The organism is Methylophilus sp. Leaf416 (assembly GCF_001424665.1).
Classification (GTDB): domain Bacteria; phylum Pseudomonadota; class Gammaproteobacteria; order Burkholderiales; family Methylophilaceae; genus Methylophilus.
The window spans coordinates 608753-626830 of record NZ_LMQS01000002.1 but is presented as its reverse complement, the minus strand read 5'-3'; the positions used below and the strand labels follow the sequence as shown (position 1 = coordinate 626830).

Here is an 18078-nt window from a genome sequence, read left to right as displayed (position 1 = left end):
GATTTTTTATTGATGCTGACAGTAGTTATGCAGTGCGTTTTTTAATCCAGAAAGTAAAAATGCCATCACTCTCTTGCAATTCAAGTAAGGTGTGGCCGGTCTGGCGGCAAAACGCATCGAAATCTTTTTTTGAACCAGGGTCAGTCGCCATGATCTTCAGTACTTGCGCCGGGGCTAAATCATTCAAGGCCTTTTTACAGCGCAAAATAGGCAAAGGGCAATTCAAGTTACGTGCATCTACTTCTTTATCGCTTACCATTTGAATGTCCTGGAATGAATATTTAACTACGCAGGTTCAATCGGCAAGCCGGCGCCTGCCCATGCCAATATGCCACCCGCGAGGTGAGAAACGTCAGCACAGCCTTGCGCAAGTGCGAATTCACCTGCAGATATGGAGCGTACGCCACTGCGGCAATAAAACACCAGTTTTTTATCTTGCGGCAGTTGACTAAACGCGGTGGTTAGATTGCCCAAAGGTACATGTAGCGCACCATGTAATATGCCGGAGACCAGCTCGTGATCATTGCGGATATCAATCAGCAATACCGAAGGGTCATTTAATAAGGGGTGTAAATCATCCGGTGTTAAGTGTTTTAATGACATCAACAAACCCAGGAGTAATATGCCGAGAGGCATGGAAGAAGTGGTGGCCAGAGGCAGAATCGAACTGCCGACACGAGGATTTTCAATCCTCTGCTCTACCGACTGAGCTATCTGGCCAACAACAATTCAGGTCGCCCCGAATTGCAAGAGGCGCATTATAGCAAAGTTATTCGCGTATGCACACAAAAGATAAAAAAATTACTGACATGCCTGTCATGCTTTTGCTGTGCCCGGTTTTAAAGCGATAGCAGGGTTTGTTTAGAAGTATGCAATCTATTGAAATCATCCTGGTCTCAGCTTCTTCCATCTTAATCATCAGTGATGAATTATTCAGTGCAACAATGGATTGTGATTGCGGTCACACCTTTTAACAGAGTGCTTTTGAGGTATTTTAAGGTTGCTTCATCTCAGCATTCATAAGTTGGTCAAATAAAAACAGGATAAATGTATGTCAAATTCAGTCATGATTCTAGGTGAAGTATTGGGAGATGTTTTTCCCGAGCAAACCATTATCGGCGGCGCGCCTTACAATGTAGCACGGCACTGTCATGCCTTCGGGCTGGATGTGCATCTCTTAACCGCAGTAGGTAAGGATGCTCTGGGTCAACGTATATTAGATGAAATGCACCGTAAGGGCTTGTCTACCAAAGGCGTACAGCAGCATGCCGCATTGCCAACCGGGCAGGTGCACGTACATTTTGAGCAACACGGGCATCGCTTCGAAATCCTGGATAATCAGGCTTATGATGCTCTGGATTGGCTGCCGGTAGAGGCATTAACCCAGCAATACACACCCCAGCTGATTTATTTTGGCACCCTGGCACTCAGGCACGCGCCTATGCAGGGCGTGGCGGAACAATGGTTAAAGCTCTGTGATAGCGCCATGGTGTTTTGCGATATTAATCTGCGTGAGCCCTGGTACGACAAAACCAATGTGGCGTTAGCCTTGCAGGCGGCGGATGTGCTGAAGATTAATCATGAAGAATTGCCAGAAGTATCCAGATTGCTAGGTTTACCGCAAGCGCCAGACCTGGATTCGCAAGCCAGGCAGTTGCTGGATACATTTAAGCTAAGTGAAATGTTTGTCACTTGTGGCGAGCAGGGCAGTTTTTGGCTGGATGAAAATGGTAGCAGTTTCCGTGAGGCGCCAGTGCCATTAAAAACAGCATTCGTCGATAGCGTGGGTGCAGGAGATGCTTACACCGCCATTGTGATACGTGGCCTGCTAGCCGATATGCCTAGGCAAACCATGCTTGCGGATGCGGCCAAATTTGCCGCCGCTATTTGTGGTATCCGTGGCGCAGTGCCTGAAAGCGCAGCGTTTTATAAAGATTTTGCTTAGTAACATCAGTACCAAACGCCTAAAAAATTAGCAAAAACAGAAACTTACTTAAACAAATTTCTTTGCAAGGTGAGTCTTTGTCTCTATAATGCTCGGTTCGAGTAAATTGAATGTCGACGCGGTAGGCAAATAGGTTGTCTGGCTGCAGCGATATTGACGCTAATTAGGAAAATAAAGATGGCTGTTACCGCAGAACAATCCGCAAAGATTATTAAAGAATTCCAACGCAGTCCAGGCGACACGGCTAGCCCAGAAGTACAAGTTGCTTTGTTGACTAACCGTATTACATACCTGACTGAGCATTTCAAAGCTAACAAAAAAGACAACCACTCACGTCGTGGTCTGTTGGCAATGGTTAGCCAACGTCGTAGCCTGTTAGATTACCTGAAAGGTAAAGACGTTAGTCGTTATCAGACATTGATTGAGCGTCTGAACCTGCGTAAATAATTTGGTTAAAGTGACGAAAATTACAGCTCACTTTTAACGAAATAAAAGCCGATGGCATGGTGCTTGCCTCGGCTTTTTTGTTTTTAAAATCCCTGGAATGTTCGAAATAATCAGGGATAAAAATCACCACTGGGGTGGCTTCTGTGGGTATGTTTTGTTCATTAAAACAAAAGCGCACTGACAGAAGTCACCGCATATCGCGAAACGCGGAATAAATGCTTATTCCAAGTTTCTATTGTTGAGATTGGCTATTAGGTAGTGAATAGCCATGGTAGAAAAGGAAAACTAATGTTTGAAATTACTAAAAAAAGCATCCAGTTTGGTGCGCACACCCTGACAATTGAGACAGGTGAAGTGGCACGCCAGGCGGATGGCGCCGTGATGGTGAGCTACGGAGATACTGTGGTACTGGTTGCAGCTACTGCGAAAACAACAGTCAAAGAGGGCCAGGACTTTTTTCCTCTGACTGTGGATTACCAGGAAAAAACCTATGCAGCAGGCCGCATCCCGGGTGGATACTTCAAACGCGAAGGCCGCCCTTCTGAAAAAGAAACATTGACCGCGCGTCTGATCGACCGCCCTATGCGTCCTTTATTCCCTGACGCCTTCTACAATGAAGTGCAAATCGTAGCCACCGTATTGTCTTACGATCCTGAAATCGATGCTGACATTCCAGCCATGATTGGTGCTTCAGCTGCGATCGCATTGTCCGGTATCCCATTCTACGGCCCTATGGGTGCTGCTCGCGTGGGTTACATTAACGGCGAATACGTTTTAAACCCAACCGCTTCACAACTGACCGAGTCAGCACTGGACCTGGTAGTGGCTGCGACTGAAACCGCTGTAATGATGGTTGAATCCGAAGCTAAAGAGTTGCCGGAAGATGTCATGCTAGGCGCCGTTGTTTACGGTCACGAGCAAATGCAATCTGTGATTAAAATCATTAACGAACTGGCTAACGAAGCTGGTAAAGATGCCTGGGACTGGACAGTACCAGAACCAGACACTGCATTGATCGAAAAAATCTCGTCAATTGCTTCTGATGACATCAATGCGGCATTCAAAATCAAATCCAAAGGCGAGCGTTCTGCCAAGCTGGATGAAGTGAAATCCCGCGTGATGAGCACTTTAATCACCGAAGAAACTTCTACACTCGAAGCCAACAAGATTAAAGACGAATTCTTCAAGCTGGAAGCGAAAACCGTACGTAGCCAGATCCTGAATGGCGAGCCACGTATTGATGGCCGTGACACCCGCACCGTGCGTCCTATCGTGATCCGCTCCGGTGTATTGCCACGCACGCACGGTTCTGCCCTGTTTACCCGTGGTGAAACACAAGCGCTGGTAGCAACTACTTTGGGTACCGGTAAAGATGAGCAAACCATTGATGCCTTGGGTGGCGAGTACTACGACAGCTTCATGCTGCACTACAACATGCCTCCGTTCGCCACTGGTGAAACTGGCCGTGTAGGTACGCCAAAACGCCGCGAAATCGGCCATGGCAACCTGGCTAAGCGCGCATTGAAAGCAGTATTACCAGCCAAAGGTGATTTTGATTACACCATCCGTGTCGTTTCTGAGATCACTGAATCTAATGGATCCAGCTCTATGGCTTCTGTCTGTGGCGGTTGCTTGTCCATGCTGGACGCTGGCGTGCCACTGACTGCGCATGTTGCCGGTGTGGCGATGGGCCTGATTAAAGAAGGCAACCGCGTCGCGGTGCTGACTGACATTCTGGGTGACGAGGATCACCTGGGTGATATGGACTTTAAAGTAGCAGGTACCGATAAAGGGATTACTGCACTGCAAATGGACATCAAAATCACCGGCATCACAGCACAGATCATGCAAGTAGCCCTGGCACAGGCCAAAGAAGGCCGCGCGCATATCCTGGGCCTGATGAAAGAGGCTGTGTCTGGTGTAAACACCGAAATGTCACAATTTGCGCCACGTATCATCTCCATGAAAATCAATCCGGACAAAATCCGTGACGTGATTGGTAAAGGCGGTTCCGTGATCCAGGCGCTGACTAAAGAAACCAACACCAGCATCGATATCGAAGAAGATGGTACCGTGAAAATCGCCTGCACCAGTGCAGAAGAAGGTGCTGAAGCGCAACGTCGTATTGCTGCGATTACCGCTGAAGTCGAAATTGGCCAGGTTTACGAGGGCCCAGTGGTCAAGATCCTTGATTTCGGTGCTGTGGTGACATTGTTGCCAGGTAAAGATGGCCTGGTACATATTTCACAAATTGCACACGAGCGTGTGAAAGCAGTAGGTGATTACCTCAAAGAAGGCGACATCGTGAAAGTTAAAGTGGTTGAGTTAGATGACAAAGGTAAAGTGCGCTTAAGCATCAAAGCCTTGATCGACCCGCCTGCAAGAGAAGAAACACCAGCTGCTGAGTAATTAGCAGTGAAGTAAAAAGCCCGCGCAAGCGGGCTTTTTTTATTGAGTTTACAAGCTTGCGCAATCGCGCTGATATCCTGAGCAGATAATGTCGCCAACTGTTGAGGATCGTAATCACACGAGCAAGGAAATTTCAGGGCCATTCCTTATGAGGAGCACTTTGTTAAGCGGAACGACCATCGTAATGTTGCACAGGGATACTGCCCAGATCGATATCTTCAATGCAGCGGATATTGATAGCAGCCATGGCATTACCTTTCGCATCCATACCCTGACCATAAGGGTGAATGCCGCATATAGGACAGAAATGATGTTTGATGACGTGTCTATTGAATGTGTAAGTGCTGATAGCGGACTCAGGAGTCAGCAACTTTAATTCTGTGAAGGGTACAAACCAGAGCAAAGACCCCTTGCGCTGACAAAGGGAACAGTTACAGGCTAACGCGCTGGTGATTTCACCTTGCACCTCAAATGCAATATTGCCGCAATGGCAGCTGCCTTTATAGGTCATGACCTTTCTCCTTTCATCGTTCTGATAGCCATTTGTACATCACCAGTGCATCGACATAGCCTTTGCTGGGATGTCTGAATGCTTTTGGCAACCTGCCTACTGTTTCAAATCCCAGTTTGGTCCATAAGCGCACAGCACCTTCATTGCTGGAGGCAACAAAGTTGAACTGCATGGCCTGGTAACCCAATGATTTTGCCAATTGCTGCGAGTGCTCGCACATGGTTGTCGCAAGACCTAAACCACGCGCAGTGGATGACACCATATAACCGCAATTGCAGACATGATCACCGCCACCAGGCTGGTTGGTTTTGATGTAATAGCTACCTAATATCTGCCCGTTTTCTTCTGCGACAAAGGTTTTTCTTGGCGTCTCCATCCATAATGTAATCGCCTGTTCCCGGGTTGTGTCACGCGGGTAGGCATAGGTTTCACCAGCAGAAACGATCTCATGGAAAAATGGCCAGATCTGCTCAAAATCTTCCAGAGTTGCTTCACGGATATGCATCGATGACTTTCTTCTGTAAGTCTTGTGTTACAGCAATTTGCTACCTAAAGGCACTTCATGTTCCGGCATGCACAATGTGACATTGCCTTCCGCATCGTGAAAGCCAGTGACCAGGCATTCAGACATAAACGGCCCAATTTGTTTAAGGGGGAAATTGACCACCGCGACGACCAGTTTTCCTACCAGTACTTCCGGGGTGTAGTGCGCTGTGATTTGGGCACTGGATTTGCGGATACCAATCTCAGCACCAAAATCGATTTGTAACTTATAGGCGGGTTTACGCGCTTCGGGAAATATCTCTGCAGAAAGTACGCGTCCCACGCGTAACTCTACTTTGGTGAAGTCACTCCATTCGATTTGATTCATTTTTGCAGTAAGTCTAGTTAGCGAATCAGCCCAGAGATCGCTTTGAATTGCGGATGCGTTGCACCTTGCATAGGCTCGAATAACACAGATTCAGTATTGGTAATGATGCAACCTGCTGCCTGTAATCTCGCCAACGCATTTAAACGATGGGCTTCATTGCGTGAGATCACTGCGTCTTCAACCACAAATACCTGCTTGCCGGAAGCCAGTGCATCTAATGCGGTTTGCAATACACAGATGTGGGCTTCCAAGCCAAACAGTACAACTTGTGGTGCGACGCTGACGGAAGATTCCTGCAAGGCTGCTTCATGCCAGGCGGAGAAAGCCAGCTTGCCGAAACGTGGTGTGTACTCTGGTAACAAAGCCTGCAATTCCGGCAGCGTTTCGCCCAGTTTTTCCGGATACTGCTCAGTCACCCATAGGGGAATATTGAGGAGTTGTGCGCCCTGGATCAGGCGCTGAATGTTATTCACCACGGCTGACATGGCGTCTTTTTGCATGACTGCACATAAGCGTGTTTGCACATCGACCAGCATCCAGACGGCGTCCGTGCTTGCTATGATGGTATTCATACTATTTCCTTGCCAATTGCTGGTCTATATCCCGCAAATCCGCTTCCGATACAATGCCACTGGCGGTTTTGAGGCGGATGATATTGGCCAGATAGTTGTAGCGCGCCTGCAATAAGTCACGGTTGGCGCTGAAATATTGCTGTTGTGCGTTGAGCACATCTACGCTGGTGCGTATACCGACTTCGTAACCTAGCTGGGTGGAGTCCATCTGGCTCTGGCTACTTTTGAGCGCCTGCTCCAGCGCTTTCACTTGGGCGATGCTGGTATTCAGGTTCAAATAGGCGCGCTGGGTTTCCAGTGTGGTCTGGCGCAATGCATTCTGCAAGTCATCCAGTGCTTTTTGCCGGTTTAAAGCGGCCTGTCGCACGCGGGAGGTAATGGCGCCGCCCTGGTATAGTGGCATGGAGACTTCCACACCAATACTGGCGCTTTTCAGGTCGCCGCCAAACCCGTACTGGCCGCCATTGCTGTAACTATCCTGGTAGCTGGCAACCGCATCTACTGCCGGGTAATGTCCGGCCCGCGCAATTTCAATGTCTTTTTCACTGACCTGCACGGTTTCCTGCTGGATCTGGATATTGAGGTTGCTGGCATTGGTGACATCCTGCCACTCCTGCATGGCTTTCAGATTGGGTGTGACCTGTATATCTTCGCGAACGCTTGCGAGTTGCTCCGGCAGTTTGCCTGTGATCGCCTGCAGGCTGCGTCTGGCAATTTCCATGTCATTTAGCGCAGAAAGTTCTTGTGCGGCAATCAGGTCATAACGCGCCTGCGCTTCATTGACATCGGTCACGGTGGCGGTACCTACTTCAAAATTCGCATTCGCCTGTTGCAACTGGCGTTGAATGGCTTTTTTCTGCGCTTCGATCAAGGTGATGCGATCTTGCGCAAGCAACATATCAAAGTAAGCCTGCGTAGTGCGCAACATCAGCCCTTGCTGGGCAAGGTGATATTGCTTGTCTGCAATGCTGACCTGCACTTTGCTCTGGTCTATGCGTTCCAGGTTTTCTTTGCGAAAGATTGGTTGCCTGGCTTGCAGCTGGGCCTGGTAGCCTTCAAAGTTATTGCGTCCGCCGGGGAAAGGCGCCGGACTACCAATAATCTTTAAATCGGTACGGTTGGCATTGGCGCCCGCCAGAAAATTAACTGAAGGCCGATAGCCGGCCTTGGCTTGTTCTATGATTTCCTGCGCGGCCTGATTCGCACTCCCAGCAGAAGCGAGCACCGGGTCATTGGCTTTGGCTTCCTGATACACGTCCATCAAGCTTTGTGACGCTGCCAGAATGGCTTGCGGTATGCACAAGGCGGTCAGTAGCAAAACCCGTGACAAGATATTCATAGCGCGTTAATGTAGCTTAGAAAGAGAATGCTTGTGCTTGCGGTGCGTTCTGCATTTCAGTCAGGCTGGTCTCAAACAGCACGTCCTGTTTGTAGCTGTGCTCTGCCAGGCGCTGGATCAAGGTTGCCTGCATGACCGGGGCTTTACCCAGCACAATCAACATGCGACCACCTATGCTCAGCTGGCGACGGACGCCTTCAGCCTCTACAGGGCTTGAGGCAGTAAACACAATCGCGTCAAACGGCGCATTGGATTCCAATCCGCTATGACCATCAGCTTCTATCACCTGCACATTCTGGATGCCTTGTTTGCTCAGGTTCTGGCTGGCTAATTCACACAAGTCAGGGAATATCTCAAGCGCGGTCACTTGCGCAGCGTGTTGCGCCATCAAGGCTGCCAAATAGCCACTGCCAGCGCCTATCAGTAATACTTTGTCCGTCGCCTGCAATTGCAAAGCCTGTAAAAAACGGCCTTCCACTTTAGGGCTCAGCATTTGCTGATCATGCGCCAAGGGAATCTCAATGTCGGCAAAGGCCAGCCCGCGATAAGCATCCGGGACAAAGTTTTCACGCGGGATACTGTTGAGTGTTGCCAGTACTTTAGGGTCCAGCACCTCCCAGGTGCGGATCTGTTGCTCAATCATGTTAAAACGTGCGGTTGCCTGGTCTGTCATGGTCTAGTCCTGTGTGTAAGTTCAATGTCCATCTAGTTGCAGAATTCAAGGCAATTACCTTTTAAATCCTGCCCTGCATTTAATGCCTGTCTGGTCTCAGTATTATAGTTTATTGCGTCATCATTTCGCGGTTCTTGCGGTAAGCCTTGCCCAGAATGTATACAGGGCTGGTACAAACAAAATGGTAAGCACAGTAGCCACTGCCAAGCCGCCCATAATGGCGACAGCCATCGGTCCGAAGAACACACTGCGTGTCAGCGGAATCATCGCCAAAATGGCAGCGGCGGCAGTGAGCACGATAGGTCGGAAGCGGCGTACGGTAGATTGCACAACTGCCTGTTCCAGCGAAGCACCTTCTTCGATATCCTGGTTAATCTGGTCGACCAGAATCACCGAGTTGCGCATGATCATGCCGGATAATGCAATGCTGCCGAGCATGGCCACAAAGCCAAACGGCATATTAAACAACAACAGGGCGAAGGTGATGCCTATCATCCCTAATGGGGCAGTGAGCACCACCAGTAAAACATTCGAGATACTGCGTAACTGCAGCATCAGTAAAGTAAAAACCGCCGCGAAAAACAAGGGCACACCTTTGGCCACTGATTTGGCACCTTTGGCTGATTCTTCTATCGCGCCGCCAGTTTCTACAGTCACGCCAGCAGGCAGCTTCTGCAATATGGGCTGAATCGCTTGCGTGATTTGTGTAGACACTACCGGCGCTTGCATATTGCCTCGCAAGTGGGCGCGCACCGTGAGCGAAGGCACGCGATTACGCCGCCAGATCACGCCTTCTTCAAACCCGTCATGGATATTGGCAACCTGCGCCAGGGGGACACGCTCGCCACGCTGGCTTAATACCGTGAGTTGCGCCAGTTGCGAGAGCTTGCTGTGTTCTGCCCCGGTACTGCGCATCACCAGGTCTATCCGTTCATTGCCTTCCCTGAATTCGCTGACTACTTGTTCGTAATACTGCGTATTCAGCAATTGCGCGATATCGGGCGAACTCACCCCTAACAGCCTGGCTTTGTGCTGGTCGATATCCACATGAATCACTTTACTTGGCTCTTCCCAGCCTAGCTGTACATTACGCAAATGTGGGTTGGCGCGCATGGCATCGGCAATCTTGTGTGCAACCTCCCTGATTGCCTGCAGATTCTGGCCGTCGACACGAAATTGCACCGGGAAACCCACTGGCGGACCATTTTCCAGCCGCAGGATAGACGCACGCAGTTGCGGGAAGTCATGTTCGAACAATGTCAGCAGGTCGTTACGTAAAGATTCCCGCTGGTGTAAGTTGTCACAGAGAATCACCAGTTGCGCAAACGCGCGATGAGGCAGTTGCACATCCAGGGGCAAATAGTAACGCGGGGCTCCTGAGCCGACATAAGACACTACATTTTGTACCGGCGCATGATTTTTTTGCCATTGCTGTAACCAATGCTCAAGCTTTTTCACCGCCTCATCGGTGGACTGGTCACTGGCATTTTCGGCCAGGCGCAAATCGACCACAATTTCCAGCCGGGTGGAGTCTGGGAAAAACTGCTGTTGTACCTTGCCAAAACTGAACATGGACACTACAAACAGAATGATAGTGGCGATAATCACAATACCTTTGTGCATCACACACCAGCTGACAATACCCTGCAGGCGCTTGTAAAATTTGGTCTCATAGATATCGTGGTGGTGAGCGCTTGCTTCGCTTTCAGGCTTGTTTTTAAAACCCAGGAAATACTTTATTTTTTGCATTACTCCGCCAGGCGCACTGGTTTGTTGTGCAGCATCAGGTAACAGGTGATAGCCTAAAAACGGCACGACGATCACCGCAGCCACCCACGATAAAGTCAACGCGATTGCAGATACCTGGAAAATGGAACGGGTATATTCTCCGGTTGAGGACACCGCGATAGCAATAGGCAAAAAACCGGCTACAGTGACCAGCGTGCCGGTCAGCATAGGCATCGCGGTGGAGGTGAATGCAAATGAGGCCGCGTCCATACGCGCCCAGCCCTGTTCCATTTTCGATGCCATCATCTCTACCGCGATAATGGCATCATCCACCAACAAGCCCAATGCCAGAATCAAGGCCCCTAGCGAGATTTTGTGCAAGCCTATGCCAAACCAGTCCATCATCAGGAAAGTGCCTGCGAGTACGATCGGGATTGCCACCGCGACCACGATGCCGGTCCGCCAGCCTAGAGAGAGCAGGCTGACAGCCAGCACAATGATCAAGGCTTCGGTCAGGGAATGTACAAAGTCTTGTACCGAGTGCTGGACAATATCCGGCTGTGACGTCACAGAGTGCAGTTGCACACCTACCGGAAGCTGTTTTTGTACGCTGGTGATGTTTTGTTGCAACGCTTCACCCAGTGCAATCACATCGCCGCCTTGCTGCATGCTGACACCAATCAATAATGCCGACTGACCGTTGAAGTGTATGCGTTGCGAAGGCGGGTCAGCGTAACCGCGTTTGATGGTAGCAATCTCCCCCAGGGTCAGGTTTTGATTACCGGCGCGAATAGGAAACTGTCGCAAATCTTCCAGTGTTTGTAAGCGCCCGCTCACGCTGAGCCTGATGCGTTCCGGCCCTGCATCAAATGTGCCTGAACCGATGACTGTGTTTTGCTGTTTCAGCATCTGCGCCAGTTGGGCCGGACTGATTCCCAGCGAGGTCAGTTTCTGGTTGGAGATCTCGATAATAATTTTCTGTGGCTGTTCACCGAAGAGATCGACTTTTTCCACATCTGGTAGTTTGAGCAGGCGTGACCGTACCCATTCAGCCTGCCGTTTCAGTTGCTGCGGGTTAAGGCCATCGGCCGTGATGGCGTACATAGTGCCGTAGACATCACTGAACTCATCGTTAAAGGTCAGGCTTTGCAGGTCGCCGGGAAAAGTGTGGCGGATATCGCCTATCTTTTTACGTATTTGATACCATAATTCGGGAATCTTCTCCGAGAAAGTATTATCACGGATCACAATGAAAACCACCGATTCACCAGGTCTTGAATAGCTGCTGGTGTAATCGATAGAGGGAATTTCCTGCAGTTTTTTCTCTATCCTGTCAGTGACTTGCTGCTCGACTTCCTGGGCTGAGGCCCCTGGCCAGCTGGCGCGGACCAGCATGACCTTGAAAGTAAATGGCGGGTCTTCAGATTGCCCGAGGTGGGTATACGCCAGTACACCGCCTATCAGCGTCAGGATAATAAAATACAGCACCAAGGCCTGATTTTTCAATGCCCAGGTCGAGAGGTTAAAGCGCTGGTGTAGCTCTGGGTGCTGCTGGTTATCCGGCATATTAGGTGCAGTCATTTAGCGAAGCACCTCGGGTGCAGGCGTCACCGCTTGTACTTGCATGCCTTCGGTCAATGTATGCACGCCGATAGTAGCGATAATTTCGCCTGCTTGCAGGCCAGAAGTAATTTCTATCCCTTGTTCGCTGAGTAAGCCGGTCGTGACCGGGCGCAGATGTACTTGCTGTTGCGGATCAATTACCCAGACTGCTGCTTGTTGACCATTTTGCGTCACCGCGGTGGAAGGGACGATAATTTTTTGCGCGGTATTCGCCTCAGAGAACATTACGTCTGCAGTCATTCCCAGCTTGATGCGATGATCAATATTGAGTAGCTGGATACGTAAATCAAAAGCATGTGTCTGGCTGTTAGCCGCTGGTGAAATTTCACGGATACGTCCGGTATATGGCTGTGCTGATTCCTTAAGCGTGACCAGTGCCGTATCCCCGATCTTCAGCTCCGCTATGGTGGTTTCCGGTACAGAAATCTGGATTTCAAGTGTCTGCAAATCATAAATCTGCGCAACGGTCTGCCCGGCGGCAACCACTTGTCCGGGCTCTGCCTGAATCATGCCGATTACCCCTTCACGATCAGCGAGTAATTGTGTGTAGGCGGTTTGGTGCTGGCTGACTGCCGCTTGCGATTGGGCTTGTGCCAGGCGAGCCTGCGAGGTTTTGACCTGGGTCTCGTAGCTTTCCAGTGCGGATTTGGAAATGAATTGTTTTTGGTAAAGCTGCTCGCGACGGGCTAGTTCTGATTTTGCCAGTGACAGGTTGGCCTGCGCAGTCTGCACCTCGGCACTGGCTGCCTGCGCGTTAAGCCGGGAATCATTCGGGTCCAGCCGTGCAATCAACTGGCCTTTCTTAACCATGTCTCCCACATTCACATCACGAGAAGTAATCTTGCCGGCAATGCGGAAGCCGATGCTGGATTCGTAGCGCGAGCGAACTTCACCGGTGTAACTTCCACTTGCATGAGTATCTGTAGTACCCACCTTCATCACCCATACCGGGCGTGGGGCGGCAACTTCCTGGTTTTCCTTGTGGCAGGCACCCAGTAGAAGGCTGAAGCATAACGTAAGTAAAAAAGCGTTATTCATGTGGAGTAACTTTCAACAATCCTTGTAAACACATGCGCATCATGAAATCGATACGGGCTTCGATTGGCTGCCAATTGATCCAGGCATCATCGGCCATGTTGATCTGCAATGCGCACAACCCATGCATGGATGCCCATACGGTTTGTGCCAGGAGAACAGGATGATTAAATTCATCTTTAAATATGCCGGCTGCGCAAGCGCTGGTAGCCACACCTATGAGCTGGGCATAGCCATCCTGTTCAGGGTTATGTTGTTCAATGCTTGACAAGGCCGGGTCGCAAGGAAGATGTGGCGTCATAAACATCATGCGGTAATGATTGGGGTTAGCCAGCGCAAACTGCACATAATGCTGGGCAAACTGCAAAAACCGTTCCAGCGGATCGCTGATGGCTAAAGTTGAGTGCAGCGCCTGTGCCAGCTTAAGGGCGTCGGCATCCACTACTGCACGTAGTAATTGTTCCTTGTCACTGAAGTAAAGGTAGATGCTGGTGGCTGAATAGCCGATCTTGTTAGCCACGCCTCGCATGGTCACTGCATCTACCCCGTGATGAATAAACAAGTCTCGTGCCGCATCAATGATGACAGTGCGGATAGCCAGTTTTTCAGCATCTGTTTTTACTTTTGGGGGCATGAATTCGATAGCGGAATTTATTGTTAACATCGTTAACTTAACATCGTTAAATAACAAAGTCAAATCATGCTGGCATTTCAGCCAAGAATGGTGCAGAGTAACAAATGTGATACACCGGTGTTCAGGGAGGCTGATTAGCTGAGTGGTAACAAACTCTGTCTTTCACCGGCATGCATCATACCGATGTCCGTAGCGATCAAAGAATCGAGCGGGCGGCGAGTCCAAAAACGATTAGGAGCGATTCAGTATGAATGTTCGGCAGCGTTGGGTTAGTTTTATGGGGCGTGTTTTATTGTCTTTAATTTTTGTTATCAGCGGCATTACTAAATTGTTGGATCCTGCGGGTACTATCGCCTATATTGAAAGTGCTCATTTACCATTACCGCAGATAGCCTATGCGGTGGCATTGTTCGTGGAGCTGGGATTAGGCATAGCGTTATTAGTCGGATTCCGGTCGCAACTGGCGGCAGCGGGGATCGCCATTTTTACCTTTGTCACGGCGCTGACGTTTCATAGCAATATGGCCGATCCGGTACAGGTCATCATGTTTCTGAAAAACATCACTATTATTGGCGGGCTACTTGTCGTCATCGCCTTTGGGCCTGGCGGTTACAGCGTGGATCACGGCAAGCGATTGGTTCTTAATCAGTGATCAGCGCTCAATAGTTCGGATCTGGTTTCACCTGATCCGAACCATTGCTGCAAATGTGCCACCAATGCCAGCGCGTTCGCAGAAACCTGCTTATGGTAAGGATACATGGCATAAATACCCGCCTGTTGTATGGTGTAATCAGCCAGCACCTCTACCAGCTTTCCGGTTTGCAGCGCCTCCATCACATAAAATGCGGGTAAGCCTGTGATACCCAGTCCTGCAATCGCGGCATCGCGCAACACCTCACCATGGTTGGATCTTAAGCGTGGTTGTATATGAATGCGTTGCAGCTGGTCGTTTTCATTGAATATCCACTCGCTGGCACGGTGTGTCAGGCACGCATGTGATGTTAATGCATGTGGAGATAGGGGGGCGCCATGACGCGCGATGTAGTCCGGGCTGCAACAAAAACGCATGGCAGCATCTTCCAGTTTGCGCGCCACCATCCCTTCTTCCGGCTGGTCAGTGACACGAATGACCATGTCATAACCTTCACTGACGATGTCCACTTGCCGGTTATCTGCATCCAGCCAGATTTCAAGCATGGGATGCAATTGCATAAAGGAGGTCAGCGCAGGCGCCAACCTCAAGTTGGCATATGAAAGCGGGGTGGAGATTTTGAGTAAGCCGCGTAATTTATCCGAACGATGACTGATTTCAACTTCTACGTCGTGCATGGCTTGCAAAATATGCTGAGCACGCTGGAAAAAAACTTTTCCCGTTTCTGTGGGTGATAACTTGCGCGTGGTGCGTTGCAATAAACGCACACCCAAGCGCGCTTCAAGCGCAATGATACGACGGCTGACCAGCTGTTTGGAAATCCCCAGCACTTTAGCTGCACTGGTGAAATTGCCATGTTTGACCACTTCAATAAAAAAGCGCATTTCTTCAAATGAAGGCATATATTGTCAACTTAAATGAGACAGTGATACTTAAATAACAGGGATTATCAATTTTTCCATTCAGGAATACAATACATCGTATTAGTCATCAGCATGACAAGATTATTTCAATGGCTAATGCCCACTCATTCACAGGAGGAGTAGAACATGAATTCATTTCAATCAGCAGTCAGCGTTTTAGGCCGTGTTTTGTTATCACACATTTTTATTATCAGCGGCCTTGGTAAAGCAGCCAATCCTGAAGGGACCATAGGCTACATTCAAAGTGTAGGCGCACCTATGCCGGAAGTCGCTTATGGCATAGCATTGTTTGTAGAGCTGGTGCTAGGTATTGCTTTGCTGGTGGGCTTTAAAGCACGTTGGGCTGCTGCCGGTATTGCCCTGTTTACGCTGGCAACGGCGTTTCTGTTCCATTTCAATCTGGCTGACCAGATGCAACAGATCATGTTCCTGAAAAACTTGACGATTGTGGGTGGTTTATTGCTGGTAGTCGCGTTCGGCGCCGGTGCTTACAGTCTGGATAATCGCCGTCGTTCATAAAGTCACAAAGCCGGGGGCTGCTAGATGACGACCTTGTTCGTTTCGCATGGGGCGCCGACGCTGGCGCTGGAACCAGGGGAGACCGGCAAAATGCTGTCAACCCTGGCAGCATCCTTGCCGAGGCCGGACGCTATACTGGTCATCTCTGCACATTGGGATACGCGCGTGCCTATGGTCAGTCTGGCAGTGCATCCACCAACCATTCATGATTTTGCCGGATTTCCGGCGGCATTATATGCCATTCATTACCCGGCTCCTGGCGCACCCGCATTGGCTAACAAAGTGGTTGAGTTATTAGCGGCACATGATATTCAAGCGCAAACGCAAGCCGATCGTGGCCTGGATCATGGTGCCTGGGTACCGTTGGCGCTGATGTATCCCGAAGCCGATATTCCGGTGACGCAACTATCGATACAGAGCCGCAGTACACCGGCAGCGCAATTCGCGCTGGGCCGGGCACTACAGGATTTGCATGATGAGAATGTGCTGATCCTTGCTTCGGGTGCTATCACGCACAACTTGTCAGACTTTTTTACCGGGCAGCGAGATGCAGCACCGTTAGCTTATGTGAATACGTTTGCCGACTGGATTGCCGATCAGCTGGCTGGAGAACAAGCACAAACATTATTAAATTACCGCACGGAGAATCGTCAAGGCATACGAGCGCACCCGAGCGAAGATCACCTGATGCCTTTGTTTGTCGCGGCAGGCAGTGGGCAGGGTGTACCAAAAAGATTTACGCCGGAAACCACTTACGGCATTCTGGCTATGGATGCTTATGTGTGGGAAGACTGATTTAAACAGCTAGTAAAGAATGTGAAATCACTTAACGGAGCCCATATTGGTTGAGTTTATTCCAGAGTGACCGCTCACTGATTTCTAGCAGCTTCGCCGCTTTGGTTTTATTGCCCTGACAAGCTTCCAGAGCCTGTGAAATCAGTCGCTTTTCCATGGCTTCCGTGGTGCGGGGGATGGAAAGCGCATTGCTATCTGATGCTACTTCACTTGATGACTCAGGGAGTTGTTTACCAATATCCGCTGGCAAATGTTGTGGCTGTATGGTCTGGTTCGCTGCCAGAATCGCGGCGCGTTCGAGAATGTTTTCCAGTTCACGGACATTGCCTGGCCATGCATAATGTTGCAGGCAAAGCCTGGCGCTCTCACTCAGCCGGCACTGACGTTTACCAAGAAAAAACTCCGACAGTAATCCTATGTCGTCGTTACGTTCACGCAATGGCGGAATCTGCAATTGCAGCACGTTCAGGCGGTAATAAAGATCTTCGCGTAGCTTGCCTTCCTTGACCGCCTGTATCGGGTCGCGATTGGTTGCGGCAACTACCCGCACATCGAGCGCAACCTGCCGGTTACCACCTAGTTTCTCGACGACATTTTCCTGCAATACCCGCAGTAATTTTGACTGTAATTGAATAGGCATTTCGGTAATTTCATCCAGAAAAAGCGTACCGCCATTGGCCAGTTCAAATTTACCGATGCGTTCTTTCACTGCGCCGGTGAAAGCGCCTTTCTCATGCCCAAACAATTCGGATTCGAGAATATCTGCCGGGATAGCTGCGCAGTTGATGGCTACAAATAACGCCGAATTGCGGGGAGATGCTTCGTGCAGGGCTTTGGCAACGAGCTCCTTGCCAGTGCCGGTTTCACCGACGATAAATACCGTTGCCTTTTCCGGCGCGGCTTGTTGAATCATCTGTTTCAGTGATTGCATGGCCGGGCTATTGCCTACCAGGCCGGTAATATCCGGTTGCTGGGTTTCTTTGAAAAACCTGTTTTCCTGCTTGATACGTTTGAGCGTCAGGGCTTTATCAATGGCGACTTCCAGTGTTTCCAGCTCAAACGGGCGCAAAATATAATCGCTGGCACCCAGTTTCATCGCTGCAACTGCGGTCTTAATTTCACCTTGTGCAGTCACCATAATGAAGGGCAAATGCTCATGTTCTTTGCGCAAGGTTTCCAGCAATTGCAGGCCATTCATGCCTGGCATATGTAAATCACTGACTACCAGGTCTATCTGCTGTTGCTGGATAAACGCCATCGCCTCGCGGCCATTGCCAGCTGAAAGGGCACGATAACCGGCCTGGCGCAGGCTGATTTCCAGCAGGCGCCGCATATTCGGCTCATCATCAACGGCGAGGATAGTGATTGGGGTTGTCATGCCTTATTCTGACTTAAATTCCAG

The 18078-nt window shown here is 49.8% G+C and carries 19 protein-coding genes and 1 tRNA gene; 6 read left to right on the top strand and 14 right to left on the bottom strand.

Annotation, left to right across the window (positions count from 1 at the left end; genetic code table 11):
• Positions 1-25 precede the first annotated feature (25 nt).
• The 3 genes from ASG34_RS07920 to ASG34_RS07910 all read right to left on the bottom strand — a co-directional run bounded on the left by ASG34_RS07920 (position 26) and on the right by ASG34_RS07910 (position 720).
• Complete coding sequence (locus tag ASG34_RS07920; protein WP_055829000.1) at positions 26-259, bottom strand: sulfurtransferase TusA family protein; 234 nt, start codon at positions 257-259, stop codon at positions 26-28.
• 26 nt (positions 260-285) lie between these two features.
• Positions 286-603 (bottom strand): rhodanese-like domain-containing protein, encoded by a 318-nt coding sequence (locus tag ASG34_RS07915; RefSeq protein ID WP_157256770.1) that lies wholly within the window; start codon positions 601-603, stop codon positions 286-288.
• 41 nt (positions 604-644) lie between these two features.
• Positions 645-720 (bottom strand) — tRNA-Phe (locus tag ASG34_RS07910).
• Between the two features lie 331 nt (positions 721-1051).
• Between ASG34_RS07910 and ASG34_RS07905 the strand changes: the two genes are divergently transcribed.
• The 3 genes from ASG34_RS07905 (at position 1052) to pnp (ending at position 4801) form a co-directional block, all read left to right on the top strand.
• Positions 1052-1945, top strand: coding sequence for a PfkB family carbohydrate kinase (locus tag ASG34_RS07905; RefSeq protein WP_055828995.1), 894 nt, complete (start codon positions 1052-1054; stop codon positions 1943-1945).
• A gap of 177 nt (positions 1946-2122) precedes the next feature.
• Positions 2123-2392 (top strand): 30S ribosomal protein S15, encoded by a 270-nt coding sequence (gene rpsO / locus ASG34_RS07900; protein WP_055828993.1) that lies wholly within the window; start codon positions 2123-2125, stop codon positions 2390-2392.
• A 288-nt stretch (positions 2393-2680) separates the two neighbouring features.
• Entirely contained in the window at positions 2681-4801 is a 2121-nt protein-coding gene (gene pnp / locus ASG34_RS07895; RefSeq protein ID WP_055828991.1) for a polyribonucleotide nucleotidyltransferase, read from the top strand.
• Positions 4802-4964: 163 nt separating this feature from the next.
• On the opposite strand, the gene ASG34_RS07890 is transcribed toward pnp, so the two are convergent.
• From ASG34_RS07890 to ASG34_RS07850, 9 genes are all read right to left on the bottom strand, one after another.
• Positions 4965-5312: a GFA family protein gene (locus tag ASG34_RS07890; RefSeq protein WP_055828988.1), complete on the bottom strand. Its 348-nt coding sequence runs from the start codon at positions 5310-5312 to the stop codon at positions 4965-4967.
• Between the two features lie 13 nt (positions 5313-5325).
• A complete protein-coding gene (locus ASG34_RS07885) occupies positions 5326-5817 on the bottom strand; it encodes a GNAT family N-acetyltransferase (RefSeq protein ID WP_055828985.1) in 492 nt (163 codons plus the stop codon).
• A 27-nt stretch (positions 5818-5844) separates the two neighbouring features.
• Complete coding sequence (locus tag ASG34_RS07880; RefSeq protein ID WP_055828982.1) at positions 5845-6183, bottom strand: tRNA-binding protein; 339 nt, start codon at positions 6181-6183, stop codon at positions 5845-5847.
• 17 nt (positions 6184-6200) lie between these two features.
• Positions 6201-6755 carry an isochorismatase family protein gene (locus ASG34_RS07875; RefSeq protein ID WP_055828980.1) on the bottom strand — a complete coding sequence of 185 codons (555 nt, stop codon included), beginning with the start codon at positions 6753-6755 and terminating at the stop codon, positions 6201-6203.
• Between the two features lies 1 nt (position 6756).
• Positions 6757-8094, bottom strand: a complete 1338-nt coding sequence (locus ASG34_RS07870; RefSeq protein WP_055828977.1) for a TolC family outer membrane protein — start codon at positions 8092-8094, stop codon at positions 6757-6759.
• A 16-nt stretch (positions 8095-8110) separates the two neighbouring features.
• Positions 8111-8767, bottom strand: a complete 657-nt coding sequence (locus tag ASG34_RS07865) for a protein-L-isoaspartate O-methyltransferase family protein (RefSeq protein ID WP_055828975.1) — start codon at positions 8765-8767, stop codon at positions 8111-8113.
• A 120-nt stretch (positions 8768-8887) separates the two neighbouring features.
• Positions 8888-12076 (bottom strand): efflux RND transporter permease subunit, encoded by a 3189-nt coding sequence (locus tag ASG34_RS07860; RefSeq protein WP_055828973.1) that lies wholly within the window; start codon positions 12074-12076, stop codon positions 8888-8890.
• Entirely contained in the window at positions 12077-13156 is a 1080-nt protein-coding gene (locus tag ASG34_RS07855) for an efflux RND transporter periplasmic adaptor subunit (protein ID WP_055828971.1), read from the bottom strand.
• Positions 13149-13817: a TetR/AcrR family transcriptional regulator gene (locus tag ASG34_RS07850; RefSeq protein WP_235559706.1), complete on the bottom strand. Its 669-nt coding sequence runs from the start codon at positions 13815-13817 to the stop codon at positions 13149-13151. The genes ASG34_RS07855 and ASG34_RS07850 overlap by 8 nt, the downstream gene beginning before the upstream one ends.
• Positions 13818-14034: 217 nt before the next feature.
• On the opposite strand from ASG34_RS07850, the gene ASG34_RS07845 reads away from it, so the two are divergent.
• On the top strand, positions 14035-14439 hold the full coding sequence (locus ASG34_RS07845) for a DoxX family protein (protein ID WP_055828968.1): 405 nt from the start codon (positions 14035-14037) through the stop codon (positions 14437-14439).
• Here the strand turns inward: ASG34_RS07845 and ASG34_RS07840 are convergent.
• Positions 14433-15341 carry a LysR family transcriptional regulator gene (locus ASG34_RS07840; protein ID WP_235559705.1) on the bottom strand — a complete coding sequence of 303 codons (909 nt, stop codon included), beginning with the start codon at positions 15339-15341 and terminating at the stop codon, positions 14433-14435. The two genes, ASG34_RS07845 and ASG34_RS07840, sit on opposite strands and share 7 nt — an antisense overlap.
• Before the next feature lie 147 nt (positions 15342-15488).
• Between ASG34_RS07840 and ASG34_RS07835 the strand changes: the two genes are divergently transcribed.
• Together ASG34_RS07835 and ASG34_RS07830 are read left to right on the top strand one after the other, a co-directional pair.
• A complete protein-coding gene (locus ASG34_RS07835) occupies positions 15489-15881 on the top strand; it encodes a DoxX family protein (RefSeq protein ID WP_055828966.1) in 393 nt (130 codons plus the stop codon).
• A 24-nt stretch (positions 15882-15905) separates the two neighbouring features.
• Positions 15906-16676 (top strand): DODA-type extradiol aromatic ring-opening family dioxygenase, encoded by a 771-nt coding sequence (locus tag ASG34_RS07830; protein ID WP_055828964.1) that lies wholly within the window; start codon positions 15906-15908, stop codon positions 16674-16676.
• 31 nt (positions 16677-16707) lie between these two features.
• Here ASG34_RS07830 and ASG34_RS07825 read toward each other — a convergent pair whose 3' ends face one another.
• Positions 16708-18054: a sigma-54-dependent transcriptional regulator gene (locus tag ASG34_RS07825; protein WP_055828962.1), complete on the bottom strand. Its 1347-nt coding sequence runs from the start codon at positions 18052-18054 to the stop codon at positions 16708-16710.
• Between the last annotated feature and the right edge of the window lie 24 nt (positions 18055-18078).